The organism is Streptomyces sp. NPDC003327, from assembly GCF_053589515.1.
The window spans coordinates 1-24,044 of the sequence record NZ_JBSFSA010000044.1 but is presented as its reverse complement, the minus strand read 5'-3'; the positions used below and the strand labels follow the sequence as shown (position 1 = coordinate 24,044).

At 73.0% G+C, this 24,044-nt stretch carries 21 protein-coding genes and 1 pseudogene; 8 read left to right on the top strand and 14 right to left on the bottom strand.

The window, feature by feature from the left end:
- Window position 1: 1 nt before the first annotated feature.
- Window positions 2-2,659 carry a LuxR C-terminal-related transcriptional regulator gene (locus tag ACWDVG_RS26215; RefSeq protein ID WP_451702477.1) on the bottom strand — a complete coding sequence of 886 codons (2,658 nt, stop codon included), beginning with the start codon at window positions 2,657-2,659 and terminating at the stop codon, window positions 2-4.
- 148 nt (window positions 2,660-2,807) lie between these two features.
- On the bottom strand, window positions 2,808-3,146 hold the full coding sequence (locus tag ACWDVG_RS26210) for a DUF5955 family protein (protein WP_451702475.1): 339 nt from the start codon (window positions 3,144-3,146) through the stop codon (window positions 2,808-2,810).
- A 187-nt stretch (window positions 3,147-3,333) separates the two neighbouring features.
- On the opposite strand from ACWDVG_RS26210, the gene ACWDVG_RS26205 reads away from it, so the two are divergent.
- From ACWDVG_RS26205 to ACWDVG_RS26195, 3 genes are all read left to right on the top strand, one after another.
- On the top strand, window positions 3,334-3,948 hold the full coding sequence (locus ACWDVG_RS26205; protein ID WP_451702473.1) for a nucleotidyltransferase family protein: 615 nt from the start codon (window positions 3,334-3,336) through the stop codon (window positions 3,946-3,948).
- A gap of 225 nt (window positions 3,949-4,173) precedes the next feature.
- The gene (aceB, locus tag ACWDVG_RS26200; protein WP_451702472.1) at window positions 4,174-5,796 is read left to right on the top strand and encodes a malate synthase A; all 1,623 of its coding nucleotides are present in this window, start codon (window positions 4,174-4,176) and stop codon (window positions 5,794-5,796) included.
- Window positions 5,797-6,064: 268 nt separating this feature from the next.
- Complete coding sequence (locus ACWDVG_RS26195; RefSeq protein ID WP_451702470.1) at window positions 6,065-7,210, top strand: GDSL-type esterase/lipase family protein; 1,146 nt, start codon at window positions 6,065-6,067, stop codon at window positions 7,208-7,210.
- A gap of 75 nt (window positions 7,211-7,285) precedes the next feature.
- Here the strand turns inward: ACWDVG_RS26195 and ACWDVG_RS26190 are convergent, their stop codons facing one another.
- Window positions 7,286-9,082, bottom strand: a complete 1,797-nt coding sequence (locus tag ACWDVG_RS26190; RefSeq protein WP_451702469.1) for a hypothetical protein — start codon at window positions 9,080-9,082, stop codon at window positions 7,286-7,288.
- A gap of 66 nt (window positions 9,083-9,148) precedes the next feature.
- The gene (locus tag ACWDVG_RS26185) at window positions 9,149-10,153 is read right to left on the bottom strand and encodes a fibronectin type III domain-containing protein (RefSeq protein ID WP_451702467.1); all 1,005 of its coding nucleotides are present in this window, start codon (window positions 10,151-10,153) and stop codon (window positions 9,149-9,151) included.
- A gap of 181 nt (window positions 10,154-10,334) precedes the next feature.
- On the opposite strand from ACWDVG_RS26185, the gene ACWDVG_RS26180 reads away from it, so the two are divergent.
- Entirely contained in the window at window positions 10,335-10,904 is a 570-nt protein-coding gene (locus tag ACWDVG_RS26180; protein ID WP_451702465.1) for a hypothetical protein, read from the top strand.
- 115 nt (window positions 10,905-11,019) lie between these two features.
- Here the strand turns inward: ACWDVG_RS26180 and ACWDVG_RS26175 are convergent, their stop codons facing one another.
- The 9 genes from ACWDVG_RS26175 to ACWDVG_RS26135 all read right to left on the bottom strand — a co-directional run bounded on the left by ACWDVG_RS26175 (window position 11,020) and on the right by ACWDVG_RS26135 (window position 19,006).
- On the bottom strand, window positions 11,020-11,673 hold the full coding sequence (locus tag ACWDVG_RS26175) for an aspartate/glutamate racemase family protein (protein WP_451702464.1): 654 nt from the start codon (window positions 11,671-11,673) through the stop codon (window positions 11,020-11,022).
- Between the two features lie 59 nt (window positions 11,674-11,732).
- Complete coding sequence (locus ACWDVG_RS26170) at window positions 11,733-13,088, bottom strand: nucleobase:cation symporter-2 family protein (RefSeq protein WP_451702532.1); 1,356 nt, start codon at window positions 13,086-13,088, stop codon at window positions 11,733-11,735.
- 385 nt (window positions 13,089-13,473) lie between these two features.
- Window positions 13,474-14,865: an 8-oxoguanine deaminase gene (locus ACWDVG_RS26165; protein WP_451702462.1), complete on the bottom strand. Its 1,392-nt coding sequence runs from the start codon at window positions 14,863-14,865 to the stop codon at window positions 13,474-13,476.
- Window positions 14,866-14,910: 45 nt separating this feature from the next.
- Complete coding sequence (locus ACWDVG_RS26160; RefSeq protein ID WP_451702461.1) at window positions 14,911-16,263, bottom strand: nucleobase:cation symporter-2 family protein; 1,353 nt, start codon at window positions 16,261-16,263, stop codon at window positions 14,911-14,913.
- 112 nt (window positions 16,264-16,375) lie between these two features.
- Window positions 16,376-17,299 carry a factor-independent urate hydroxylase gene (gene pucL / locus ACWDVG_RS26155; RefSeq protein ID WP_451702459.1) on the bottom strand — a complete coding sequence of 308 codons (924 nt, stop codon included), beginning with the start codon at window positions 17,297-17,299 and terminating at the stop codon, window positions 16,376-16,378.
- A 5-nt stretch (window positions 17,300-17,304) separates the two neighbouring features.
- Window positions 17,305-17,694 (bottom strand): hydroxyisourate hydrolase, encoded by a 390-nt coding sequence (uraH, locus tag ACWDVG_RS26150; protein ID WP_451702458.1) that lies wholly within the window; start codon window positions 17,692-17,694, stop codon window positions 17,305-17,307.
- Window positions 17,694-18,212, bottom strand: a complete 519-nt coding sequence (gene uraD / locus ACWDVG_RS26145) for a 2-oxo-4-hydroxy-4-carboxy-5-ureidoimidazoline decarboxylase (RefSeq protein WP_451702456.1) — start codon at window positions 18,210-18,212, stop codon at window positions 17,694-17,696. The genes uraH and uraD overlap by 1 nt, the downstream gene beginning before the upstream one ends.
- A 156-nt stretch (window positions 18,213-18,368) precedes the next feature.
- Window positions 18,369-18,707, bottom strand: a complete 339-nt coding sequence (locus ACWDVG_RS26140) for a helix-turn-helix domain-containing protein (protein ID WP_451702530.1) — start codon at window positions 18,705-18,707, stop codon at window positions 18,369-18,371.
- A 44-nt stretch (window positions 18,708-18,751) separates the two neighbouring features.
- Window positions 18,752-19,006: a hypothetical protein gene (locus tag ACWDVG_RS26135; protein ID WP_451702454.1), complete on the bottom strand. Its 255-nt coding sequence runs from the start codon at window positions 19,004-19,006 to the stop codon at window positions 18,752-18,754.
- Window positions 19,007-19,143: 137 nt separating this feature from the next.
- On the opposite strand from ACWDVG_RS26135, the gene ACWDVG_RS26130 reads away from it, so the two are divergent.
- The 4 genes from ACWDVG_RS26130 to ACWDVG_RS26115 all read left to right on the top strand — a co-directional run bounded on the left by ACWDVG_RS26130 (window position 19,144) and on the right by ACWDVG_RS26115 (window position 23,716).
- A complete protein-coding gene (locus ACWDVG_RS26130; protein WP_451702452.1) occupies window positions 19,144-19,977 on the top strand; it encodes a TIM barrel protein in 834 nt (277 codons plus the stop codon).
- A 65-nt stretch (window positions 19,978-20,042) separates the two neighbouring features.
- Window positions 20,043-20,933, top strand: a complete 891-nt coding sequence (locus ACWDVG_RS26125; protein WP_451702450.1) for a 2-hydroxy-3-oxopropionate reductase — start codon at window positions 20,043-20,045, stop codon at window positions 20,931-20,933.
- A 176-nt stretch (window positions 20,934-21,109) separates the two neighbouring features.
- Window positions 21,110-22,567 carry a catalase gene (locus ACWDVG_RS26120; RefSeq protein ID WP_451702448.1) on the top strand — a complete coding sequence of 486 codons (1,458 nt, stop codon included), beginning with the start codon at window positions 21,110-21,112 and terminating at the stop codon, window positions 22,565-22,567.
- 483 nt (window positions 22,568-23,050) lie between these two features.
- Entirely contained in the window at window positions 23,051-23,716 is a 666-nt protein-coding gene (locus ACWDVG_RS26115; RefSeq protein WP_451702445.1) for an HNH endonuclease, read from the top strand.
- Here ACWDVG_RS26115 and ACWDVG_RS26110 read toward each other — a convergent pair.
- Window positions 23,652-24,044 (bottom strand): annotated as a pseudogene (locus ACWDVG_RS26110) (MFS transporter); the annotation flags it as partial. The gene ACWDVG_RS26115 and the pseudogene ACWDVG_RS26110 overlap by 65 nt on opposite strands.

The window sequence follows — 24,044 nt, the reverse complement described above, 5'->3', positions numbered from 1 at the left end:
TTCACAGCACCCCGAGCTCACGGGCGCGCCGTACGGCGTCGTTGCGCCGGTGCGCCGAGAGCTTCCGGTAGACGCTCTTGAGGTGGGTCTTCACCGTGTTCACCGACACGTGCAGGTCGGCGGCGATGTCCTCGGTGGACATCGTCCTGGCGAGCCGCACCAGAACCTCGCGCTCCCGCGCGCTGAGCCGTTCGACCAGGGGTCCCGGCCGGTCCGGATGGTCCGCGTGCGGCGCACCGCCGGGGACGAGCCAGCCCACGGCCAGCGCCCGCAGGGCGGGGTCCGCCAGGAGGGGGGCGATCCAGGGTTGCGCCTCGTGGAAGGGGCGGCGCAGCTCCTCGCGGCGCGCTGCCAGGAGGGCCCGGGCGAGCAGCTCCCGGGCGGCGCCGGGGTCTCCCGCCAGCGTCGCCGCGCGGGCCCGCACCAACGTGGCCCGGACCGCGACCGCCGGGCCGGTCCGCGGGTGTGCCGCGAGGCCGTCGAGCAGCTGGAGCGCCGTATCCGGGTCGCCCGCGGCCAGGTGGGTCCGCGCCGCGCCGACCAGGCACATCGGCTCCTGTCCGGTGACCGCCCGCAGGGCTTCGACGGCGTGGGCCGGGCGGCCTTCGGCCAGGTGGGCGGCCGAGACGACGAGGGCGGCCCGGTCGGCGGCCCAGGGTGACGGGTCGGCGGCGGGGACGGTCCCGGCGACGGCCGCCAGGGCGGATCGCGTACGCCCACGGGCCAGGTGCACGTCGGCCGTGACGAGGCGGCGGGCCTCCGCCGCCACCGGGTCGCCCGGCGCGCGGGCGGGAAGGCCGGCGAGGAGGGCCTCCGCGCGGTCCAGGTCGGCCCGGTCCACGGCGACCGCGGCCAGCACGACCTGCCCGAGGCCGGTGCCGGACGGCTGCGGGAGCCCGTACCGCTCGGCCTCGGCCGTCATCGCGAGGACCTTGCGTTCGGCCGCGCCCGGCCGTCCGTCGAGGTGGTCGAGGAACGCCAGGTGTTCCAGCGCCTCCCCGCGCGTCGGCGCCGTGGCCCCCGTGCGGGGCCCGCGCACCACCGCCGTGAGGTCGGCCCGCGCCTCCTCGAAGCGGCCGGCCCGGACCCGGACCGAGCCCAGGTGCGTGAGCAGCAGGGCGCCGACCTCCGGGTGGGCGTCCCGCAGGCGGGAGGGCAGGCGCGGCATGAGTCGCCGGGCGGTCGCGGCGGCCTCTTCGGCCCGCTCGGCGGAGCCCGCCAGCCTCCCGGCGAGCGCCTCCAGGAGGGCTCGGCTCACCTGGTCCGCCGGGGAGCCCGGCTCACGGTCGGCCGAACGGTCGGCGGAACGCTCGCCCGCGCGGTCGAGGTGGTCCAGGCCTTCGTCGACGTCGCCCCGCGACAATGCGCACGCCGCCCGTACGAGGTGGGTGGCCCGGTCGCCCGTCTCGGCCTCCGGCCCCGTGAACCAGTCGGCCGGTACGTCGGTGCCGCGCCCGGTGACCAGCTGCCCGATCGCGAGCTCGTCGACCAGCGCCCGGGCGAGGTAGGTCCAGTCCCGGGCGGCGGCTCCGTGGGCCAGCATGTCCGGCAGCGCGCCGGAGCGGTGCAGCCAGCGGGCGGCGCGACGGTGGAGCTCCCGTTCCAGGCCGGGGGCGCGCCGGCGCAGGTGGACCCGGAGGATCTCCCGGAACAGGGGGTGGAGCCGGTACCACCCGTGGCCGAGGTCCTCGACGAAGGCGTTGGCCCGGTGGAGGGCGGCGAGGGCTTCCGCGGCGTCGCCGCGCTCCGTCAGCTCGTCCGCCAGTTCGGGGCGGAACCGGTCCAGCACGCTGACGCGCAGCAGCAGGTCCTGGACCGGGGCGTCCTGCCGCTCCAGCACCTCGGCCAGAAGGAAGTCGGCGATCGTCCCGCGCCCCGCCTCGAACTCCTTCAGGTAGCGCTCGGGGTCCGGGCTCGCCCGCGCCGCGAGGGCGCTCAGCCGGAGTCCGGCCGCCCATCCCCCGGTGCGTTCCACCAGGGCCCGCGCCGACGCCCCGGACAGGGGCAGTCCGTGCCGCTCCAGGAGTTCGACCGCCTCTTCGGTCGTGAAGGCCAGGTCGGCGTCCCGGATCTCGGTCATCTCGCCGGCGAGACGGTAGCGATGGAGCGGAAGGAGCGGCTCGGTACGGGAGACGAGCACGAGGCGCAGTCCCGGGCTCGCGTGCCGCAGCACGAAGTGCAGTTGGCGGGCCACCTCCGGGTTCGTCATCCGGTCGAACTCGTCGATCACGACGACGGCGGGCGGTCGGCACTCGGACAACTCCGCGGCGAGGCGGCTCAGCAGCGCGGGGTGGACCCGGGCCGCGTCGGAGGGCAGGGCGGTCACGACGGACACGGGCACCTCCCCGAAGTGCAGGGACCTGAGGAGATGGGCCCAGAACGTCCCCGGCCCCTCCACCGCCTCGTCGAGCGTGAGCCAGGCGACGGGCTCCTCCAGGCCGGCCGCCCAGTCGGCGACGAGGAGCGTCTTGCCCGCGCCCGCGGAGCCGTTGACGAGGACGAGCGGGGTCGGCGGGGGCGCTCCGAGGTGCTGGACGAGACGGTGCCGGCGCAGGAAGGTGGCCGGGCGGTTCGGCGGGGCGAAGCGCGTCCGCAGGAACGGGTCGTCCAGCGGATCCGTTCCCAGGGGTGCGCCCGTGGGCTCGTCGCGGCTCGGCACCGGTCCCACCGCCCTTTCGGTCGGGGCCCGCGGTGGCGGGCCCGTTCCTCCAGGGTGGGAGTCCCCTCGTTCGCCCGTCCACCGGAGGGAGCTGCGGGGCACCCTCCCGCCTCCGGGGCCCGGCCCGCGTCCGGGCGGGGCGGGCCGGTCAGGCCGGTCGGTCGCCGGCCGGGGGACCGGGGGGCGGCGGGCCGAAGAGTTCGACGGCGCTCCGGACGGCGGCGAGGCCCTCGGCGAGCGCGCTGACGGAGCCGACCGAACCGGCGACGAGGAGAAGCGAGCGGCGCAGGCGCCGGACCTCGGGCGCGCCGCTGACCGCCATGGCGTCGAGCGCGGCGAGTTCGTCCTCGGCGATGACCCGGTCGGCGAAGTCGGCTCGGTGGGCGGCCAGTTCGCGGCGGAGCCGGGAGACGGCGGCCCGCAGTTCGGCCACTCTGGGGTCCACGCCCTCGCCGGTCACTCGCCTCTGCCCCACGCTTCGCAACATGGTTCTCCCCCTCGCACGACCCTGTGCGCAGAACTCCCCGCTCCGAAGGCTGCGGGCAGAGCCGTCCGACGACGGCCGGACGCCCGGAGCCGCGGCCAGTTAACTCCTTCGCCACCCCGGCGCGCCACCCTTGGTGGACGGAATTCAGGCGACCGTGTCATTCCGCCTGATGGGGTATGCAGTTCTCATGAGAGCTGCGCAGGATCGAACACCCGTCGTCGCCGGACTGCTGCTCGCCGCCGGGGGCGGCCGCCGTCTCGGCGGGCGGCCCAAGGCGCTCCTGACCCACCGGGGGCGTCCGCTGGTCGAGCACGCGGTGCGCGTGCTGCGGGAGGGGGGCTGCGAGGTGGTGCACGTCGTCCTGGGCGCCGCCGCCGGGGACGTACGGGAGCGGGCGGAGCTGTCCGGGTGCGTGCTGGTGGAGAACCCGGAGTGGGCCGACGGCATGGGTTCCTCGCTGCGGGTGGGGCTGGCCTCGCTCGCGTCGGATCCGCGCGGGGCGGACGCGGCCCTGGTCTCCCTGGTGGACCAGCCGGGGATCGGGCCCGCGGCGGTGGCCCGGGTCCGGACGGCGTACGGCTCGCGGGAGTCGCTCGCGGCGGCGTCGTACGACGGGAAGCGGGGGCATCCGGTGCTGTTCGGCGCGGACCGCTGGGCGGGGATCGCCGAGGGGGCGGTGGGCGACCGGGGCGCGCGGGACTATCTGGCGGCGCACCGGGATGCGATCACCCTGGTGGACTGTTCGGATGTGGCCGAGCCGTACGACATCGACACGGAGGCGGACCTGGCGCACCTGGAGTGAACGGCCTGGCACCCGGAGCCACGTTGTGTCGACCCGAAGAATCTCGACATCAACAAACCATTGAACTTCCACCATGAGGAAACTAGTATCCACTGTTCAGAAGCGCCTGATCCTCTGACGGCGCTCGCGGCCGTATCTCGGCTCCTGCGGCACTCCGTGCCGTCCCGTGACGCCCGGCGGCCGCCTGGCACCGCCCGCGAAGTCCGCTGAAGGAAGTGACAGTCCATGTCCGCACCAGCGCCGTCCCCCCTGGCCGTCGTCGAAGCCGAGCCCCTGCCGCGTCAGGAGGAGGTGCTCACCGAGGCGGCGCTGGCCTTCGTCGCCGAGCTGCACCGGCGGTTCACCCCGCGCCGGGACGAGCTCCTCGCCCGCCGGGCGGAGCGCCGCGCCGAGATCGCCCGCACGTCCACGCTGGACTTCCTGCCGGAGACCGCGGCGATCCGGGCCGACGACTCCTGGAAGGTCGCGCCCGCCCCGGCGGCCCTGAACGACCGCCGTGTCGAGATCACCGGCCCGACCGACCGCAAGATGACGATCAACGCGCTCAACTCCGGCGCGCGGGTCTGGCTCGCCGACTTCGAGGACGCCTCCGCGCCGACCTGGGAGAACGTCGTCCTCGGCCAGCTCAACCTGATCGACGCGTACACCCGGAAGATCGACTTCACGGACCCGCGCTCGGGCAAGTCGTACGCCCTGAAGCCCGCGGAGGAGCTGGCGACGGTCGTCATGCGCCCGCGCGGCTGGCACCTGGAGGAGCGCCACCTCACCTTCGACGGACGGCCGGTGCCGGGCGCGCTCGTCGACTTCGGCCTCTACTTCTTCCACAACGCCCAGCGCCTGATCGACCTCGGCAAGGGCCCGTACTTCTACCTCCCGAAGACGGAGTCGCACCTGGAGGCCCGCCTCTGGAACGACATCTTCGTCTTCGCGCAGGACTACGTCGGCATCCCGCAGGGCACCGTCCGCGCCACGGTCCTCATCGAGACCATCACGGCCGCGTACGAGATGGAGGAGATCCTCTACGAGCTCCGCGACCACGCCGCGGGACTCAACGCCGGCCGCTGGGACTACCTGTTCTCGATCGTGAAGAACTTCCGTGACGGCGGGGCGAAGTTCGTGCTGCCGGACCGCAACGCGGTCACCATGACGGCGCCGTTCATGCGCGCGTACACCGAACTCCTCGTCCGCACCTGCCACAAGCGCGGCGCGCACGCGATCGGCGGCATGGCGGCCTTCATCCCGTCCCGCAAGGACGCCGAGGTCAACAAGGTCGCGTTCGAGAAGGTCAAGGCCGACAAGGACCGCGAGGCCGGCGACGGCTTCGACGGCTCGTGGGTCGCCCACCCGGACCTGGTGCCGATCGCCATGGCCTCCTTCGACGCCGTCCTCGGCGAGAAGCCGAACCAGAAGGACCGTCTGCGCGAGGACGTCTCCGTCGCGGCCGGCGACCTGATCGCCATCGACTCGCTGGACGCCCGGCCCACCTACGACGGTCTGCGCAACGCCGTCCAGGTCGGCATCCGTTACATCGAGGCCTGGCTGCGCGGCCTCGGCGCCGTCGCCATCTTCAACCTGATGGAGGACGCCGCCACCGCCGAGATCTCCCGCTCCCAGATCTGGCAGTGGATCAACGCCGGCGTCGCCTTCGAGAACGGCAGGACCGCCACCCCCGAACTCGCCCGCGAGGTCGCCGCCGAGGAGCTGGCCGCCATCCGCGCCGAGGTCGGCGAGGAGGCGTTCGCGGCCGGGAAGTGGCAGCAGGCCCACGACCTGCTGCTGCACGTCTCCCTCGACGCGGACTACGCCGACTTCCTCACGCTCCCCGCGTACGAGCAGCTCGTCGGCTGAGACCGCTGGACCGGCTGACCGCACAGCGGCCGACCAGCTTCACGACAGGGCCCCACCACCGGTGTCGCACAGCACCGGGGCGGGGCCCTGTCGCGTTTCCCACCGCCTTGCCCATGACTGTTTCCCGGTGGTCACACAGGGGACGTGACGCAACCGAGATATGCAGCTACCTAGCGGTAATAAGTCGCGCCGTGCGAGATTCCGCCATGCCACCGGCCGGCGGCTGTCCCCCACGTCACTGCGCACCGCACACCGCAGGAGCACAGCCATGCCCACGTCCCCCCACCGCGCCCTGCGCGCGTTCCTGGCTCTGTGTACCGCCGCCGGACTCGCCTCCGTCGCGGCCCCGACCGCCCAGGCCTCCCCCGGCTCCGGCCCCACCGCCGTCGTCGCCATGGGCGACAGCTACATCTCCGGCGAGGCCGGGCGCTGGCAGGGCAACGGCCTGTCCAACTCGGGCAGCCGCTACGGCACCGACCGCGCCTGGACGGGCAGCGGCTACGACCCGTCCCGGGTCTACGGCAGCACCGCGGGCGGCTGCCACCGCTCCGACACCGCCGAGGTGAAGAGCGCCGGACCGATCGCCGCCACCCTGATCAACCTCGCCTGCTCGGGCGCCACCACGCAGAACGTCTTCCGCGCCTCCCAGGGCGGCGTCGCCTACAAGGGCGAGGCCCCGCAGGCCGACCAGCTCGCCGCCGTCGCCGCCTCGCACGACGTGGAGCTGATCGCCCTCTCCGTCGGCGGCAACGACCTCGGCTTCGCCGACATCATCAGCACCTGCGCCACCGACTACATCGTCTGGTACTCCTACTGCCACGACGACCAGCAGGCCGAGGTCGACGCGAAGATCGACGGCGTGATGGCCTCGGTCGGCAAGGCCGTCGACGAGGTCCGGGCCGTGATGGCCGCCGCGGGGTACGCCTCCGGCGACTACCGGATCGTGCTCCAGTCGTACCCCTCCCCCATCCCCCGCGCCGCCGAGAACCGGTACGCGGAGAGCGGCTGGGCCCGTACGAACACCGGCGGCTGCCCCTTCTGGAACGCCGACTCCACCTGGGCGAGGGACTCCCTCGTGCCCCAGATCGCCGGTCGGCTGAAGCAGGTCGCCGTGGCCAAGGGCGTGCAGTTCCTGGACCTGCGCGACGCGCTCCAGGGCCGCGAGGTGTGCGCGAAGGCGAGCCGGCAGGCGACCTCGACGATCGCGCCGTCGGCGTCGACGAGCGAGTGGGCCCGCTGGATCGACAGCCAGAGCACCCAGGGCCTGGTCCAGGAGTCGATGCACCCCAACGCCTACGGCCAGCAGGCCCTCGGCCGCTGCCTGGCGCTGATCCACGCCGTCCCGTCCGGCCACCGGTCGTGCCGGAACACGGCGGGCGCGGGTGCTTCGGGGATGTACCTCACGACGGGGTGACGGTGACGGCGCCGGGCCGTGACCGTCAGGGCACGGTGACGCCTCGGCTCGGCGCCGGAGCCCCCACCCTGACCGTCACGGCAGGGTGATGCCGAGCGGGCCGAGGACGCGTTCCGTCTCGTGGGGGTCCGCCTCGGCCATCGCCCGGACCAGGGCGGCCGAACCGCCCGGCCAGTCCGCCGCCGCCGCGTCGAACGCGGCGCGGCGCGACTCCAGCGGACCCCTCTTGCCGGGCAGCTCGTCCAGGACGTACAGCGCGCGGGCCGAGATCGGGACCTGGAGGTGGTCGGCCTCTTCGCCGCGGGCGCGCAGGGCCCGGTGGGCGTATGCGCCGACGACCGGGTCGCGGAGCGCGCCGCGCAGGGCCTCGGCCGGCGCGGTGTGCGTGTCCAGGACGGCGAGCAGCCTCCGTACGGCGGCGGCCTCGGTGGTCCTCGCGTGGACGGTGCCGAGGGCGGCGAGCAGGTCGGACCAGGCCCGGCCGGTGTCCACGCGCGCGTGGAGCCAGTGCGCGAGGACGCGCGCGGCGGTCGTGGCGGGCCAGTCGGCGGCCGCGGCGACGAGGGTCGGCGCGCTCCACGCGGCGGCCTCCGCGGCGTCGGGCGCGGTCACGCCGCGGACCCGGAGCAGATAGCGGACGGCGCCGGCGCCGCGCGGGGTGAGTCCGAAGGCGTCACCGGACCGGAAGACGAGTCCGGTGGCGGCGAGCCGGTCGACGACGGCCGCGAGCTCGCGGGCCGGGCGGTCGAGCCGGGACCGGTCCGCCTCGCTCAGTCCCGCGAGGCCGAGGAGCCGGACGAGTTCCGGCAGGGGCGGGACGGCGTACGCGTCGGGGGCGTCCGGCGGGACGGTCACCTCCACGTCCTCCACGGCGGGGTCGACGGACCAGTCCTCGTACTCGGCGGCCTTGCGGGCGACGGACTCGGCGGTGCCGCCCCGCTGGTAGACCAGGTAGAGCAGGTGCGGCGCCTCGCCCCCGTACGGCTCGAACTCCTCCTCGGCGAGCTCCTCGACCGCGGCGATGAGGGCGTCGGCGTCCTCCTCGACGGGCCCGGCCTCGATCGCGGGCGGCGGCGGCAGCGGCACGCCCGGGTCGCCGTGGTAGTCGAGGTGCTCGTCGAGCAGCGCGTCGGCCAGGACCAGATGGGGGAAGGCGTCGGGGCCCGGCGCGAGGCGCGCGAACGGCCCGGCGAGCTGCTCGGCGAGCCCGGCGGCCGTCCACCGGTCGAGGAGCGCCCCGGCCAGCCGTCCGATGCCGGTCGCGACGGCGTGGTCGCTGAGCAGCGGCCCGGCCGTCGGCGTCTCCTCCGCGTCCCGTACGTACGCCCGGGTGAGCGCCTCCGCCAGGAGGACGTCCGCGAGGGCGGTCCGCCCCATGAGGTCGGCGCGGCGCACCCCGTCCGGGAGCGGCGCGCCGTCGAGGGCGGCGAGCCTGCCGCGTACGTCGTCGGGGTCGCGGAGGTCGGTGCCGCAGGCCCGCAGCAGGGAGGCGTACCAGCGGTGCCAGGTGAGGTTGCCGGGGTCGTTCATGGCGCGCTCGAAGTCGGGGGCGGCCTCGGCGACGGCGGCGGCGACCCGCTCGCGCAGCTCCCCGTCGAAGCAGCCGGCCAGCTCGCCCAGCACGGCGGGATAGGCGTCGAGGTCGCCGGGCGCCGCGTACACGAACGCGGGCAGGTCCTCCACGAGCAGCTGGCGTACGAGGGCGGGCGTCGGCTCGGGCATGCCGCTGGCGCGGTCGGCGCCGCGGAGGGCGAGCAGCCCCAGCACGGTTTCGGCGGCGCGCGTGAATCCGGGGTCCCGGTGCTCCGGCCTTCCGTCGAGAAGGTCGAGGAACCGGTCGAGCCCGGTGTTGGTGAGAACGGTCTCGGCCACGCTCCCAGGGTAGTTCCGGGGCCCGGTGGTACGCCTGCGACGCGTGGGGCGGCCGGGTGGGTCCTTTCAGCGCACCACGACCGTGCGGGGGGCGGAGAAGTCGCCCCAGGTGCCGTCGGGGAGGCGGGCGCGGAGGGTGAGGGCGCGGCGGGTGCCCGGGGGGTCCTGGACGGTGAAGGTGTAGGTGGCGCGGCCGGGGGGCGGGGCGGTGCCCCAGACGATGGTGGTGGCGAACCGGCCGTCCAGGTGGAGTTCGTGGTGGGTGACGGGGCCTCCGGTGTCCGGCGGGGTCCAGGTGAGGGTGACGGCGCCGCGGGTGGCGGTGGCCGTGAGGTCGCGGGGTGCGGTGTTCGGGGGTGCGCCGGGGGCGGGGGCGGTGACGACGTCGGCGGGGGCGCTGTGCGGGGAGGAGTTCTCGGCGGCGTCGCGGGCGCGGAGCGTGAAGGAGTAGGCGGTGCCGGGGCGCAGGCCGGTGAGGCGGGCGGCGGTGGCGGTGCCGGGGACGGTGTGGATCCGGGCCTCGCCGGAGTGGACGTCGTAGGCGGTCACGCGGGTGTCGTCGCGGGCGGGGGTCCAGGTGAGGACGGCGCCGCGGCTGCCGTCGGGCGTGGCGCGCAGGGCGGTCGGGCTGGTGGGGGGCGTACGGTCCGCCGCAGCGGCGGCGAGCGTGGTGGCGGTGACGGCGGTGCTGGGGGGCGAGACGTTCCCGGCGGCGTCGCGGGCGCGGACGGTGAAGGTGTGGCGCGCGGCGGGGGCGAGGCCGACGACGTCGGTCATGAGGGTGGTGGCGGGGAGGTCCTTGATCTTGCGGCCCTCGCGGTAGACGGCGTAGCCGGTCACGGCGCGGTCGTCGGTGGCGGCGCTCCACATCACGTGGACGGTGGTCGAGCTGCCGGCGGTGGCGGTGACGCCCGTGGGGGCGGTGGGGGCGCGGGTGTCGGGGGGCGGGGTGGTCGTGCAGGCGGTGAGGGCGAGACAGGCCAGAAGGGCGGCGCGGAGGGGGTAAAGGGCGGCGAGGCGGGTCGGGCGGGAGGCGCGGAGGGACGGGAGGCGCTGGGGATGGGACGCCAACAGGCCTGCGGGCCAAGGGGGTTGCACGGGCCTGCCTCCGTCCGTCGGGTCCGCGGGAAAGGTCTGGACCTATATCCCACGACCGGGGCGGGTGCCACAAGAGGGCGGTCACGAGGGGCGTTGTCAGTGGGGTGCGCTTCACTGGAATTCGTCACGCTGAGTAGTCGACGGAGGGGAAATCATGACGGACCGTACGATCTATGTGTCGCACGCCGGGGTACGGAGGCGCGGCTGGACCGACGCCCTGGTGCGGGAGCTGCTCGGCACGCCCGACGTGCAGGGGCGGGACCCGCGCCGCTGGTCGCTCGCGCCCGTGCGGCTCTATCTGCTGGCGCGGGTCGAGGCGCTGGAGCGGACCCCGGAGTTCGCCGCGACCGCGGCGGGATCCGCCGCGGCGACGGCGTCGGCGGCGCGCCGGAGGTCGGCCGTGCTCGCCTCCGTCCGGGCCCACCCGATCCAGGTGCCGCGGCTCCCCGGGCCCGAGCTGGAGCGGCGGGCCGTCCGCCACCGGCGGCTCCTCGGGGCGCGCGGCCCGGGAGGCCCGGCGGCGAGCGGGTCGCTGGTGCGCTGGCAGGTGAGCTATCTGCGGCACGCGCTGTCCCGGTACGAGACGCTGCTCGACGGGCTGTACGGGGACGCGGGCCGCCGGGAGGCCGAGCGGCTGCTGCGGCGACGGCTGTACGAGGCGATCGCCGTCGCGTACCCGGACCTGGCAGCGGAGTGCCGGCGGCGGATCGCGGTGGAACAGTGATCGGCGGCCGGGCGACGGCCGGGGCGCGCGGCGGGGGCCTGGCGCGGCTCGCGGTGGAGGCGGTCGCACGGGTGGCCGGGGCCCGGTGGCGGTGGTGGTGGAGGCCGGGGTGGGGTCAGCGGGCGGTCGGCAGGGTTCTGGTGACGGCGCGGCAGGCGGCGGGGATGGGGGCGACGATCCGCGCCGCGCAGCGGGTGCGGAGCGCCTCGGCGGCCTCGCCGAGCGGACCGCCGCCGATGACGACGGCCCTCGCTCCGTCCCGGTCGACGCAGGCGCGGACCGCGCGCTCCAGTCGGTCGAGCAGCAGCTCGGGGTCGGCCGCGAGGCGCTCGGGGCGGCCGGCCGTGAGCCTGAGCCCCGTGTACGAGGCGGTGAGGCCCAGCGCGGCGACGCGTTCGCCGATGGCGTCGGCGAGGAGGGGCGTGATGGTGGCGATGCCGAACGGGACGCCGTCGGCGGCCGCTTCCAGGAGCGCGGCCTCGCCCAGGCCGACGACGGGGACGCCGCTCGCCGCGCGCAGCTCGTCGAGGCCGGGGTCGCCGAAGGCGGCGACGAGGAGCGCCGCGCAGTCTCCGCCCGCGACGGCGCGGAGTCCGGTGGCGAGGACCTCGGGGGCGGCGGCCCGCAGGGCGGCCGGGTCGGTGAGCACGGCCGGGCCGCGGTCGACGGTGACGCCCCGGACGGGGACGGCGGGGCCGAGGGCGCGGCGGGCCAGTGCGGTCATCGCCGTCGTCGTCGCGGCCGAGGTGTTCGGGTTGACCAGCACCACGGCCCCGGGCCCCGCGGCGTGCGCGGGGACCGGGGCGGGCGGTGGCGGGGCGAGCGGGCTCAGTGGGCGTGCGCCGCCTTCGCGCCGCGGGTGCCGGAGATCTCCTCGCCCGGCTCCATCGGTGCGGTGACCTCGTCGTCGTCCTTGCCCCGGCCCAGGTGGTTGAAGACCACGTTGAGCAGGACGGCCGCGACGCAGCCGGTGGAGATGCCCGAGTCCAGGATGATCTGCGCCGTCTCGGGGAAGGCGTGGTAGAACTCCGGCTTCGTGATCGGGATGATGCCGACGGCCAGGGAGACGGCCACGATCAGCACGTTGTTGTCCTTCTCCAGGCCGGCCTTGACCAGGGTCTGGATGCCGCTGGCGGCGACCGAGCCGAAGAGGACCACGCCCGCGCCGCCCAGGACCGGGCGGGGCACGACCGAGATCAGCGACGCGGCGACCGGCGAGAGGCCCATCAGGACCAGGAAGCCGCCGCCGCAGGCGACGACGAAGCGGCTGCGGATCCGGGTCATGGCGACCAGGCCGATGTTCTGTGCGAAGGCGCTGCACATGAAGCCGTTGAAGAGCGGGCTGATGGCGGAGCCGAGGGTGTCGGCGCGCAGGCCGGCCGCGATCGTCTTCTCGTCGGCGGGACGGTCGACGATCTCGCCGAGCGCCAGCATGTCGGCGGTCGACTCGGTCATCGAGACCAGCATGACCACGCACATGGAGATGATCGCGGCGAGCGCGAACTGCGGGGCGCCGAAGTGGAAGGGGGACGGGAAGCCGACGATGTCGGCCTCGGCGACCGGGGAGAAGTCGGTGACGCCGAACGGTATGGCGATCAGGGTGCCGATGACGAGGCCGACGAGGACCGCGATCTGCTTGAGGAAGCCGCGGGTGAAGCGGCGCAGGACGAGGACCACGACGAGCGTGATGCCGGCCAGGGAGAGGAACGTGGTCGAACCGTAGTCCTTGGCCTGCGGGTTGGGGCCCTGGGCCCAGCCGAAGGCGACCGGGAGGAGGGAGACGCCGATGAGGGTGATGACGGTGCCGGTGACGACCGGCGGGAAGAACCGCACGAGGCGGGAGAACCAGGGGGCGGCGAGGAAGCCGAGGAGTCCGGCGACGATGATCGCGCCGAAGATCACGGGAAGGGCGTCCGCCTTGTTCTCGGTGGTGTCGACGATCGCCAGCATCGGCGCGACGCCGGCGAAGGTGACGCCGTTGACGAACGGCAGGCGGGCGCCGATCTTCCAGACGCCGAGCGTCTGGAGGAAGGTGGCGAGGCCGGCGGTGAAGAGGCTGGCGCCGGTGAGGAACGTCAGCTCGGTGCCGGACAGGCCCACGGCCGCTCCGACGATCAGGGGCGGGGCCACCACGCCCGCGTACATCGCGGCCACGTGCTGGAGGCCGCTGGTGAGCATCTTCATCGGGGGCAGGGTCTCGTCGACCGGATGCTTGGTCCGGTCGTCGGTGGCGGTGCCTGCGTCTGGTGCATTGCGAACCTGGGGCTTGTCGGCCACGGCGGTTCCTCCGGTCGGGTACACGTCGGCGGAGACGCGGGTGTCAGGGAGGTGGTGCGATGCGGTGCGGGGTGCAGGAGGTGCGGCTCGTTGCGGGGTGGTGCGGTGCGCGCGCGAAGGGGGTGCGGCGCCGGGACGGGAGGTCCGGTGGGGAGGGACGGATGTCACCGTCCCGGGCGGTGCCGTACGACTTGTGCGTACGGCACCGCCCGGACCGGCTGCCGCGGGCCCCGCTCGGGTCCGCGGCGACCGACCGAGGGCCGTCCCCCTCGGTCGGACTCCATGGGGAGGGTCAGCCCTGGGCCGCCACGCGGGCCAGGCGCTGCGCCTCCGTGCGCGCGTCGCGCGCGATCTGCTCCTCGTCCGCGAAGAGCAGACGGTTGTTCTCCACGATCTGCTTGCCGTTGACGAAGGAGGCGGTCACCGGGGCGGCCGCGCCGAAGACGACGGCCGTGACCGGGTCGGCGATCGAGGAGTGGCCGAGGCCGTCGATCTTCCACAGGACGAGGTCGGCGAGCTTGCCGGCCTCCAGCGAGCCGATGCTGTCGGCCCGGCCGAGGACCTGGGCTCCGCCGAAGGTGCCGAGGCGGAGGGCCTGGCGGGCGTTGAGCGCCGCCTCGCGGTGGGCGCCGAGACGGTTGATGAGGAGCGCGTTGCGCAGCTCGGTGTGGAGCTCGCCCGACTCGTTGGAGGCGGTGCCGTCGACGCCGAGGCCGACGGGGACGCCCGCCTTCAGCATGTCGGGTACGCGGGCGATGCCGGCGGCGAGGCGCGCGTTGGAGGACGGGCAGTGGGCGACGCCGGTCTTCGTGCGGGCGAAGGCGGCGATGTCGGAGTCGTTCATGTGGACGCAGTGCGCCATCCAGACGTCCTCGCCGAGGAAGCCGGTGGACTCGAAGTAGTCCGTCGGGCCCATGCCGAAGAGCTCGTGGCAGAACTTCTCCTCCTCCACGGTCTCCGAGCCGTGGGTGTGCATGCGCACGCCGAGGCGGCGGCCGAGCGCGGCGCCTTCGCGGAGCAGCTCGGTGGAGATGGAGAAGGGGGAACAGGGGGCGACGGCGACCTGGGTCATCGCGTCGAAGGAGGCGTCGTGGTACTTCTTCACCGTCTCCTCGGTCGCGGCGAGCGCGCCCTCGGTGGTCTCGACGGCGAAGTCCGGCGGCAGGCCGCCGTCCTTCTCGCTGCGGTCCATGGAGCCGCGGGCGAGGGTGAAGCGGACGCCCATGTCGGAGGCGGCGCCGATGATGGCACCGGAGAGGTCGCCGGAGCCCCGCGGGAAGACGTAGTGGTGGTCCATGGCGGTGGTGACGCCACCGCGGGCCATCATCGCGAGGGAGCCCTGGGCGGCGACGCGCACCATCTGCTCGTCGATCCGCGCCCACGTCGGGTAGAGCGCGACCAGCCAGTTGAAGAGGTTGTGGTCGGTCGCGAGGCCCCGGGTGATCCACTGGTAGAAGTGGTGGTGGGTGTTGATCAGACCGGGCGTGACCAGGTGACCGGTGGCGTCGATCCGCCGGACCACGTTCTCCAGGCCCTCGGGGGCCCGCCCCGCGCCGACGGACTCGATCTTGTTGCCGGCGATGACGAGGTACCCGGAGGCGTACTCGGTGTCGTGCGCGTCGACCGTGGCGATCGCCGCGTTCTCGATGACGATCCGCTGGGGGGCTGCCGCAGGTGCTGCCATGGCGGTGGTTCCTTCGTTCCTCGGTGGTGTGGGCACGGCAGGACCCTAGGAGGATTTGAGTGCCGGGGCCGCGTGACGGCTCCGGGTGCCGAGATGGTGGAAGAACAGGTTGAGCAGGACGGCGACGAGCGCGCCCGCGCTGATGCCGGAGCCCAGCACGGTCTGCGCCCAGGCGGGGAATCCGGCGTAGAAGGTGGGTGCGGCGAGCGGGATGATGCCCGCTCCGAGCGCGACGGCCACCAGGATGATGTTGGAGCTGTCGTCGAGTCCGGCCTCGGAGAGGGTCCGGATGCCGCTGACCGCGATGGAGCCGAAGAGGACGATGCCGGCGCCGCCGAGGACGGGCATGGGGACCATGGAGACCACCGCGCCGAGGACGGGGAAGGCGCCGAGGACGAGCAGGGTGGCTCCGGCGGCGGCGACCACGTACCGGGAGCGGACCCGGGTCAGCGAGACGACGCCGACGTTCTGGGCGAAGGCGGAGGTCGGGAAGCCGCCGAAGACGGGCCCGAGCAGGGTGGCGATGCCGTCGGTGCGCAGGCCGCGGGTGATGGTCCTGCCGTCGCTCGGCCGGTCGCAGATCTCGCCGAGGGCGAGCATGCCGGCGCTGGACTCGGTCATCAGCACCAGCATGACGATGCAGAGGGAGAGGATCGCGGCGGGCTGGAACTCGGGGGCGCCGAAGGCGAAGGGGGTGGGCAGGGCGGCGACCGGTGCCTCGCGCAGGGCGGAGAAGTCGGCCATCCCGAACGGGATCGCGGCGAGGGTGCCGATGAACAGGCCGAGCAGCAGGGCGATCTGCCTGACGAAGCCCTTGCCGAAGCGCTGGAAGAGCAGGACGACGACGAGCGTGAACCCGGCGAGCGCGAGGTACTTCATGGCGCCGAAGTCGGCGGCGGTCGCGTCGCCGCCCTGGGCCCAGCCGACGGGCACGGGCATCAGGGTGACCCCGATGAGGGTGATGACGACGCCGGTGACGAGCGGCGGGAAGAAGCGGAGGAGCCGGCCGAAGAAGGGGCCGACGGCGAGGCAGAAGACTCCGGCGACCATCACGGCGCCGTAGATGGCGGGCAGTTGGTGGCCGGGGGCGCTGGTCTCGGCGATGGCGAGCATCGGCGCGATACCGGCGGAGGAGGCCGCGTTCACGAACGGGAGCCGGTTTCCGGCGAAGCGTCGCAGGCCGAGGGTCTGCAGGAGGGTGGCGCAGCCGGCGATGAGCAGGCCGGCGGCGATGAGCCGGGTCATTCCGGCGGCGTCCAGTCCGACGGCCTGGCCGATGATGAGCGGAGGGGTGACGACACCGGCGTACATGGCCGCGATGTGCTGGAGCGCCGCGGGCACGAGCCGTGAGGCGGGGAGCTTCTCGTCCACCGGGTGGACGGCCGTTTGCCGTTCCATGCGGGCCTCCTGGCCGTCGTGGCTGGGCTGGTGACGGGAACGTCCCGCCGGTGGGCCGGTGGGGTCCCGCCCCCGAGGCGACTGCGGTGCCTCGGGGGCCGGTTCGTTCCGCTCAGAGGTTGGTCATGTCCACCGGGATCTGCGCCGTGGCGCCGTCCCGCAGCACGGTGGCCTCGATGAGGCCGTACATGCGGTCGGCCGCGTAGTAGACCTCGTTGTCGTTCTTGAGGCCGAAGGGCTCCAGGTCGACCAGGAAGTGGTGCTTGTTCGGGAGCGAGAAGCGGACCTCGTCGATCTCCGAACGGTGGTTGATGATGCGCGTGGCCATCTGGTACAGCGTCTGCTGGAGGGAGTACGAGTACGTCTCCGCGAAGGCCTCCAGCATGTGGCGCTTGGTCTGCTCGTACGACCGCTCCCAGTTGGGCATGCGCTGGTCGTCGTCGGTCCAGTTGAACCGCCAGCGGCCGGAGACCTGGGTGGCCAGGATGCGGTCGTACGCCTCCTGCAGGGTCGTGTACTTGTCCTTGATGTAGCCCCAGAACTCCGAGTTGGTGGAGTTCATGACGACGAGGTCCTTGAGGCCGGAGATGACCTCCCACTTCTCGCCGTCGTAGGTGATCTGGCTGACCCGGGTCTCCTGGCCCTTGCGGGCGAAGGAGTGGTTGACCTCGTCGGCGCCGATGAACTTGGAGTTGGCGTCGGAGGAGGCGATGCGCTCCCAGGAGTACTCCTCGATCCGGATGCGCGCCTTCTTGATCGGCTCCTGGCTCGTCACGAAGTGGCGGGCGAGGTGGATGCCGAACTGCTCGGCGGACTCGATGCCGTACTCCTTGGCGAACGCGAAGACGGTGTTCTTCGTCGTGTCGGTGGGAAGACAGTGGGCGTTGGAGCCGGTGAGGTGGACGTCGTCGAGGTCGCCGGAGAGGGCGACGGAGACGTTCAGGTCCTTGATGTGGTGGGTGGCGCCGTCCCGCGTGATCTTGACGACGCGGTTCTCTGCTTTGCCGTACTGGTTCTGGCCGAGAATCGTGGGCATGTCTGCTAGCTCCCTCGGTAAACGGAGTAGCCGAACGGGTTGAGCAGCAGCGGTACGTGGTAGTGCTCGCCCGGACGGACGGCGAACGTGATCGCCACCTCCGGGAAGAACGCACCGCTGTCCCTTACGCGGGGGGCGTCCTGCTGCGCCTCGGCTTGCTTCTTGGCGAAGTACGCCTCGGTCTCGAAGTCGAGACGTACGTGGGTGGTTCCCTCCGGCAGTGCCGGCAGGTCCTTGCAGCGCCCGTCCGCGTCGGTGGCGGAGCCGCCGAGCGTGACCCAGGCGGCCTCGGGGCCGCTGCGGGCCGCGAGGGTGACGGCGACGCCCTCGGCCGGTCGGCCGAGGCTGGTGTCCAGGATGTGGGTGGACACCGAGGCGGTGGTGTCGGTGCTCATCAGTTGTCTTCCTCGGGGGTCTCGACGAGCCGGGTGAGCCGGATGCGGTTGATCTTGCCCAGTTCGGTGCGGACGATCTCCCGCTCCCGCTCCGGCGGGTTGCCGATCCGCTCGCGGATCGCGTCCCGCATCTGCTCGCCGGTCCTGCCGGTGGCGCAGATGAGGAAGACGTGCCCGAACTTCTCCTGGTAGGCCAGGTTGAGTTCGAGCATCTCGGCCTTGAGTTCCGCGGAGGCCCCGGCCATCCCGCTCTGTTCGCGGGAGGAGGTCGGGTCCCCGGCCTTCGGACGACCGATCGGCGGGTGCCCCGCCATCGCCTCGGCCAGGTCCTCGGCGGTCAGCTCGGCCATGGCGGCGTCGCTGGCGAGGAAGAGGGCTTCGACGGTGGTGTACGGGCGCTGGGCGAGAATCCTGCTCCCCCACGCCGAGCTGGAACACACCTCGTGGAGCGCGGCGGCGGCCTCGCTGTCCGCGGAGGTGTTGAACCGGGTGAGGCCCGGTGTCGTACCTGAAGTCACGGGAAGCCTCCGTGGCTGTTTTTCGCTGTGCGTCGGACGGGCTGCGGATAGCTAACGCCCTCCGCAACATCACGTCAACACTTTGTTGAAAACTCGGTCACACAAAAGCCGCCGTCCCGACATCTGGACGACGGCCTTGTGCACCCGCTTGATCAACTACCCGCTCTTGGGGGCCTTTTCCCTGCTCAGAGCGGTCTCGCGATTCAGGTAGTTGTAGACGGTGAAGCGGCTGACCCCCAGCGCGCCGGCCACCGTCTCCACCCCGTGACGCACGGAGAAGGCACCCCGTGCCTCCAGGATCCGGACGACTTCCTGCTTGGTCTTGCGGTCCAGCTCGGCGAGCGGCATCCCGTGCCGCCGCTCCATCGCCACCAGGATGTGGTCCAGGGACTCCGACAGCTGCGGCAGCCGTACGGCGACCACGTCCTCGCCCTCCCAGGAGAGGACGACGTCGTCGGCCTCCGCCTGGCCGGGGCCGAGCAGCTCGGCCCCCATGGCGTCGACCAGCGGCTTCACCGCGGCGACCAAGGGGTGTTCGGTCACTTCTCGCCCTCCCCGATCACGTTCACCTGGAGCGAGACCCGGGTGGCGCCGGCCGCGAGGGACTCGCGCAGCAACCGGTCCACCGCCGTGAGCACGGCGTCGGCACCGCCCTCGGCGGTGTTGCCGAAGGGGCCGACGTCGACCGCGTCCAGTTCGGCCGACTGGATGACCTCACGGGCCACGACCGCGTGCGCCGGCGCCTCGTCGAGGTCGAACGGCTCGGTCGTGAACTCCACTCTCAAACGCACCATGCCCCCACGCTACGGGCCCCGGGGGGCGTGCGGGAGCCCCGGACCTGCGGGGACCTCTTGACAAGTGCGCCGCCCAGGTTGCAACCTTCCACCAGACAGAAACTGACTTCCGCGATACGGAAGGAGCGCCGCCCCTCATGGGATTCTCGGACCAGCGCTTCGATGTGAACCTGTCGATCCTCTTCACGGAACTCCCGCTCCTGGAGCGCCCCGCGGCCGCCGCCGCGGCCGGCTTCACCGCGGTCGAGCTGTGGTGGCCCTGGATCGACACCGCCACCCCCGAGCAGAGCGAGCTCGACGCCCTCAAGAAGGCCCTCGAGGACGCCGGCACCCAGCTGGTGGGCCTGAACTTCTACGCCGGACAGCTCCCCGGACCGGACCGCGGCGCGGTCTCCGTGCCCGGTGAGGAGTCGGAGCGCTTCCGCGCCAACATCGACGTGGCCGCGGACTTCGCCGCCTCGGTCGGCTGCAAGGCGCTCAACGCGCTCTACGGCAACCGCGTCGAGGGCGTGGACCCGGCCGTCCAGGACGCCCTCGCCCTGGAGAACCTCGTCGTGGCCGCGCGGGCCGCCGACCGCGTCGGCGCGATCCTGCTGATCGAGACCCTCAACAAGCCGGAGTCGCCGCTCTACCCGCTGGTGAGCGCCCCCTCCGCGATCGAGGTCGTCGACAAGGTCAACGAGGCCACCGGACTCGGCAACGCCAAGTTCCTCCTCGACATCTACCACCTCGCCATGAACGGCGAGGACGTGAGCCGGGTCATCGCACAGTACGCGGACAAGGCCGGCCACGTGCAGATCGCCGACATGCCGGGCCGCGGCGCGCCGGGCACCGGCGAGCTCCCGCTGGAACAGCTCCTCGACGAGCTCAAGAAGGCCGGTTACGACGGCTGGGTCGGCCTGGAGTACAAGGCCGCCGACGCCGCCGCGTCCTTCGAGTGGCTCCCCGCCGAGGCCCGCGCGGCCAGGTAGGTCCGGGCGTTCCGCCAGGCAGCCCCCGAACTTTTCGTACGAAGCTTCAGAGAAGGACCCTCACCATGAGCACCCTCCCCAAGATCGCATGGATCGGCCTCGGCATCATGGGCTCCCCCATGTCCGAGAACCTGATCAAGGCCGGCTACTCCGTCACCGGCTACACCCTTGAGCAGGACAAGCTGGACCGTCTCGCCGCGGCCGGCGGCACCGCCGCCAGCTCGATCGCCGAGGCCGTCCGGGACGCCGACGTGATCATCACCATGGTGCCGGCCTCCCCGCAGGTCGAGGCGATCGCCTACGGCCCCGACGGCATCCTGGAGAACGCCAAGCGCGGCTCCCTGGTCGTCGACATGTCGTCGATCACCCCGCAGACCTCCGTCGACCTGGCCAAGAACGCCGAGGAGAAGGGCATCCGCGTCATCGACGCCCCCGTCTCCGGCGGCGAGGCCGGCGCCATCGAGGCCGTGCTCTCCATCATGGTCGGCGGCGAGAAGGCCGACTTCGACGCGGCCCTGCCGATCCTGGAGGCGCTCGGCAAGACGATCGTCCTGTGCGGTCCGCACGGCTCCGGCCAGACCGTGAAGGCGGCCAACCAGCTCATCGTGGCCGTGAACATCCAGGCCTGCGCCGAGGCCGTGGTCTTCCTGGAGAAGTCCGGTGTGGACCTCCAGGCCGCCCTCGACGTCCTCAACGGCGGTCTGGCCGGCTCGACCGTGCTGACCCGCAAGAAGGACAACTTCCTGAACCGGGACTTCAAGCCCGGCTTCCGGATCGACCTCCACCACAAGGACATGGGCATCGTCACCGACGCCGCCCGCAACGTCGGCGCGGCCCTCCCGGTCGGTGCCGTCGTCGCCCAGCTCGTCGCCTCCCTGCGCGCCCAGGGTGACGGCGGCCTGGACCACTCGGCCCTGCTCCGCGCCGTCGAGCGCCTCTCCGGCCAGCAGGTCTGACCCAGAGCCCCGGTCGGCGGCGGCGCTGACACCTGTCCTGTCGCGCCCAGGCGCCGCCGCCGACCGGAACACCCGACTTCATTTTCAACAAACTGTTGACGTTGTTCGAGGCGCCTCCCTACGCTCCAGTCCAACCTCAGCAGTGCAGCTCCCGTACGGAAGGTCGACCCGACAAAATGCCTCAGCGCGTGCTCACGACCGAGTCCGGCGCCCCCGTCGCCGACAACCAGAACTCCGCCACCGCCGGCGTCGGCGGTCCCCTCCTCCTGCAGGACCAGCATCTGCTCGAGAAGCTCGCGCGCTTCAACCGTGAGCGGATCCCGGAGCGCGTGGTGCACGCCCGCGGTTCCGGCGCGTACGGGTACTTCGAGGTCACCGACGACGTCACCGGCTTCACGAAGGCCGCGTTCCTCTCCGAGGTCGGCAAGAGGACCGAGACCTTCATCCGCTTCTCCACCGTGGCCGACTCGCTCGGCGGCGCGGACGCCGTCCGCGACCCGCGCGGCTTCGCGCTGAAGTTCTACACCGAAGAGGGCAACTATGACCTCGTCGGCAACAACACCCCGGTGTTCTTCATCAAGGACCCGATCAAGTTCCCCGACTTCATCCACTCCCAGAAGCGCGACCCCTTCACGGGCAAGCAGGAGCCGGACAACGTCTGGGACTTCTGGGCGCACGCGCCCGAGGCCACCCACCAGATCACCTGGCTCATGGGCGACCGCGGCATCCCCGCCTCGTACCGCCACATGAACGGCTACGGCTCGCACACCTACCAGTGGACCAACGAGGCGGGCGAGGCCTTCTTCGTCAAGTACCACTTCAAGACGAACCAGGGCATCCGCTCCCTCTCCGCCGAGCAGGCCGCCGAGCTCGTCGGCAAGGACGCCACCTCGCACCAGACCGACCTGCTCCAGGCCATCGAGCGCGGCGTGAACCCCTCGTGGACCCTGTACGTCCAGGTCATGCCGGCCGCCGAGGCCCCGGCCTACCGCTTCAACCCGTTCGACCTCACCAAGGTGTGGCCGCACGCGGACTACCCGCTCCAGCGCGTGGGCCGCCTGGTCCTCGACCGCAACCCGGACAACGTCTTCGCCGAGGTCGAGCAGGCCGCGTTCTCCCCGAACAACTTCGTCCCGGGCATCGGCCCCTCGCCGGACAAGATGCTCCAGGGCCGCCTCTTCGCCTACGCGGACGCCCACCGCTACCGCCTCGGGGTCAACCACACCCAGCTGCCCGTGAACGCCCCCAAGGCGACCGTGGCCGAGAACTACGGCCGGGACGGCCTCATGGCCACCCGCAACGGCTCGCGCCACGACAAGAACTACGAGCCCAACTCGTACCAGGGCCCGGCCCAGACCGACGCCGCGCTCTCCGCGCCGCTCGCGATCCACGGCTGGACCGGCACCCACGCCGCCCCCGCGCACGTCAAGGACGACGACTTCTTCCAGGCGGGCGAGCTCTACCGCCTGATGTCCGAGGACGAGAAGGGCCGTCTGATCGCCAACATCGCCGGCGGTCTGTCCCAGGTCTCGCGCGAGGACGTCATCGAGAAGAACATCGCCCACTTCGCCGCCGCCGACCCCGAGTACGGCCGTCGCGTGGCGGAGGCCGTCCGCGCCCTGCGCGAGGACTGAGCGAGCAGCGACACCCAGACTGCGTACGGCACCTGACGGGAGGTCAGTGCCGTACGCGGTCCGGAGCGCCGGCCCGGATGAGGGGTGGCCGGCGAACCGGACAGCGTGAGGACCGCGGCGGAACCGAGCCAGTGCGGTGGTAAGGGCGTCGGGCCCCCTTCTTGACCTGAAGGAAGGGGATCGCCGGACACCCGTCGGCGCCGCCGCGGTCCCAACGCCCCCCGTGGGGCCCCCGGAACTCCGCCCGGCGGCGCGAACGTCCTGTCGCGCCAGCCTCGTGCCGTCGGGCGGTCACAGACGAGAGCGCGGAACCAGGTTTACGGTCCCTGGTTCCGCGCTCTTCCGTTTGCGCCCGGGCCCGGCGCACACCCCGGCGCACGGCCTCCAGCGCATCGTTTCTGCGGTGAAGATCGGCACCCGCTCGGCGGAGCGCACCGCGATTCGGGCCCCGTACGCCCCTGCCCCGGCGCTATCCACTCGTACATGATCAAGAACCTGATGCGCGGGCTCGCCCCGCTCGCCCTGATCCTGTCCCCGCTCGCCGTCCCCACCCCCGCCCTCTCCGCGAACGTGCTCCTCTTCCCCGACGCGCTCGCCGAGCTCACCGAGGCATCCGAGGACCCGGCCGGCTTCCAGGTCTCCGCCTTCCGGCACTGGAACCGGGGCCAGGACACGGCCGACGGCTGTGACACCCGCTCGGAGGTGCTCGTGGAGGAGGCCACCGACGCGCCCGCCGTCGGCGCGAAGTGCGCGCTCACGGGCGGGCGCTGGACCTCGTACTACGACGGGCAGAACGTCGGCGACCCGGCCGCGCTCCGCGTCGACCACCTCGTCCCCCTTGCGGAGGCCTGGGAGTCCGGCGCCTCCGGCTGGACCGCGGCGCGGCGCGAGAAGTACGCCAACGACCAGGGTGCCGCGGCGACCCTGGTCGCCGTCACCGCGCGCAGCCAGAAGGAGAAGGCGGGCCGCGACCCGGCCGGGTGGGTGCCCTCGAACGCCGCCGCCTACTGCCGTTACGTGGGCGAGTGGGTCGGCACCAAGATGCGCTGGGGCCTGAGCGTCGACAAGGACGAGCTGGAGGCGCTCAAGCTGTTCGCCGACGGGCCGTGCGAGGAGACGGTCGTGGTCCGGTCGACGGCTCCCCGGTGACCAGGAGCGCGGCGGTGACGGCGAGCGAGGCGGCCGCGAGCACCGTCATCGCCGTGCTCGGCGAGGTGAGCTGGGCGACGGCGCCCGCGAGCGCCGCGCTCAGCCCCTGGCAGGCGAGCATGCCGGAGGCGTGCAGTCCGAGCGCGTGACCGCTCAGCTCGTCCGGGACCAGCGCCGTGAGCCGCTCCTGGTGGAGCAGGCTCGCGCTGTAGCCGACGGCGGACACGGTCACGGCCGCCACGGCGACGGGCAGCCCGGGGTCGAGGACGAAGAGCAGGTACGGGGCTGCCAGCAGCGCCTGGAGCGGCGCGGCCAGTGGGCCGCGCCG

Excerpts from the sequence above, each read along its gene's own strand:
- ACWDVG_RS26210 (WP_451702475.1), bottom strand. The coding sequence starts at position 3,146 with ATGTTGCGAAGCGTGGGGCAGAGGCGAGTGACCGGCGAGGGCGTGGAC.
- ACWDVG_RS26205 (WP_451702473.1), top strand. The coding sequence starts at position 3,334 with ATGAGAGCTGCGCAGGATCGAACACCCGTCGTCGCCGGACTGCTGCTC.
- aceB (WP_451702472.1), top strand. The coding sequence starts at position 4,174 with ATGTCCGCACCAGCGCCGTCCCCCCTGGCCGTCGTCGAAGCCGAGCCC.
- ACWDVG_RS26195 (WP_451702470.1), top strand. The coding sequence starts at position 6,065 with ATGCCCACGTCCCCCCACCGCGCCCTGCGCGCGTTCCTGGCTCTGTGT.
- ACWDVG_RS26180 (WP_451702465.1), top strand. The coding sequence starts at position 10,335 with ATGACGGACCGTACGATCTATGTGTCGCACGCCGGGGTACGGAGGCGC.
- ACWDVG_RS26170 (WP_451702532.1), bottom strand. The coding sequence starts at position 13,088 with ATGAAGATGCTCACCAGCGGCCTCCAGCACGTGGCCGCGATGTACGCG.
- ACWDVG_RS26165 (WP_451702462.1), bottom strand. The coding sequence starts at position 14,865 with ATGGCAGCACCTGCGGCAGCCCCCCAGCGGATCGTCATCGAGAACGCG.
- ACWDVG_RS26160 (WP_451702461.1), bottom strand. The coding sequence starts at position 16,263 with ATGGAACGGCAAACGGCCGTCCACCCGGTGGACGAGAAGCTCCCCGCC.
- pucL (WP_451702459.1), bottom strand. The coding sequence starts at position 17,299 with ATGCCCACGATTCTCGGCCAGAACCAGTACGGCAAAGCAGAGAACCGC.
- uraH (WP_451702458.1), bottom strand. The coding sequence starts at position 17,694 with ATGAGCACCGACACCACCGCCTCGGTGTCCACCCACATCCTGGACACC.
- ACWDVG_RS26140 (WP_451702530.1), bottom strand. The coding sequence starts at position 18,707 with ATGGGGGCCGAGCTGCTCGGCCCCGGCCAGGCGGAGGCCGACGACGTC.
- ACWDVG_RS26135 (WP_451702454.1), bottom strand. The coding sequence starts at position 19,006 with ATGGTGCGTTTGAGAGTGGAGTTCACGACCGAGCCGTTCGACCTCGAC.
- ACWDVG_RS26130 (WP_451702452.1), top strand. The coding sequence starts at position 19,144 with ATGGGATTCTCGGACCAGCGCTTCGATGTGAACCTGTCGATCCTCTTC.
- ACWDVG_RS26125 (WP_451702450.1), top strand. The coding sequence starts at position 20,043 with ATGAGCACCCTCCCCAAGATCGCATGGATCGGCCTCGGCATCATGGGC.
- ACWDVG_RS26120 (WP_451702448.1), top strand. The coding sequence starts at position 21,110 with ATGCCTCAGCGCGTGCTCACGACCGAGTCCGGCGCCCCCGTCGCCGAC.
- ACWDVG_RS26115 (WP_451702445.1), top strand. The coding sequence starts at position 23,051 with ATGATCAAGAACCTGATGCGCGGGCTCGCCCCGCTCGCCCTGATCCTG.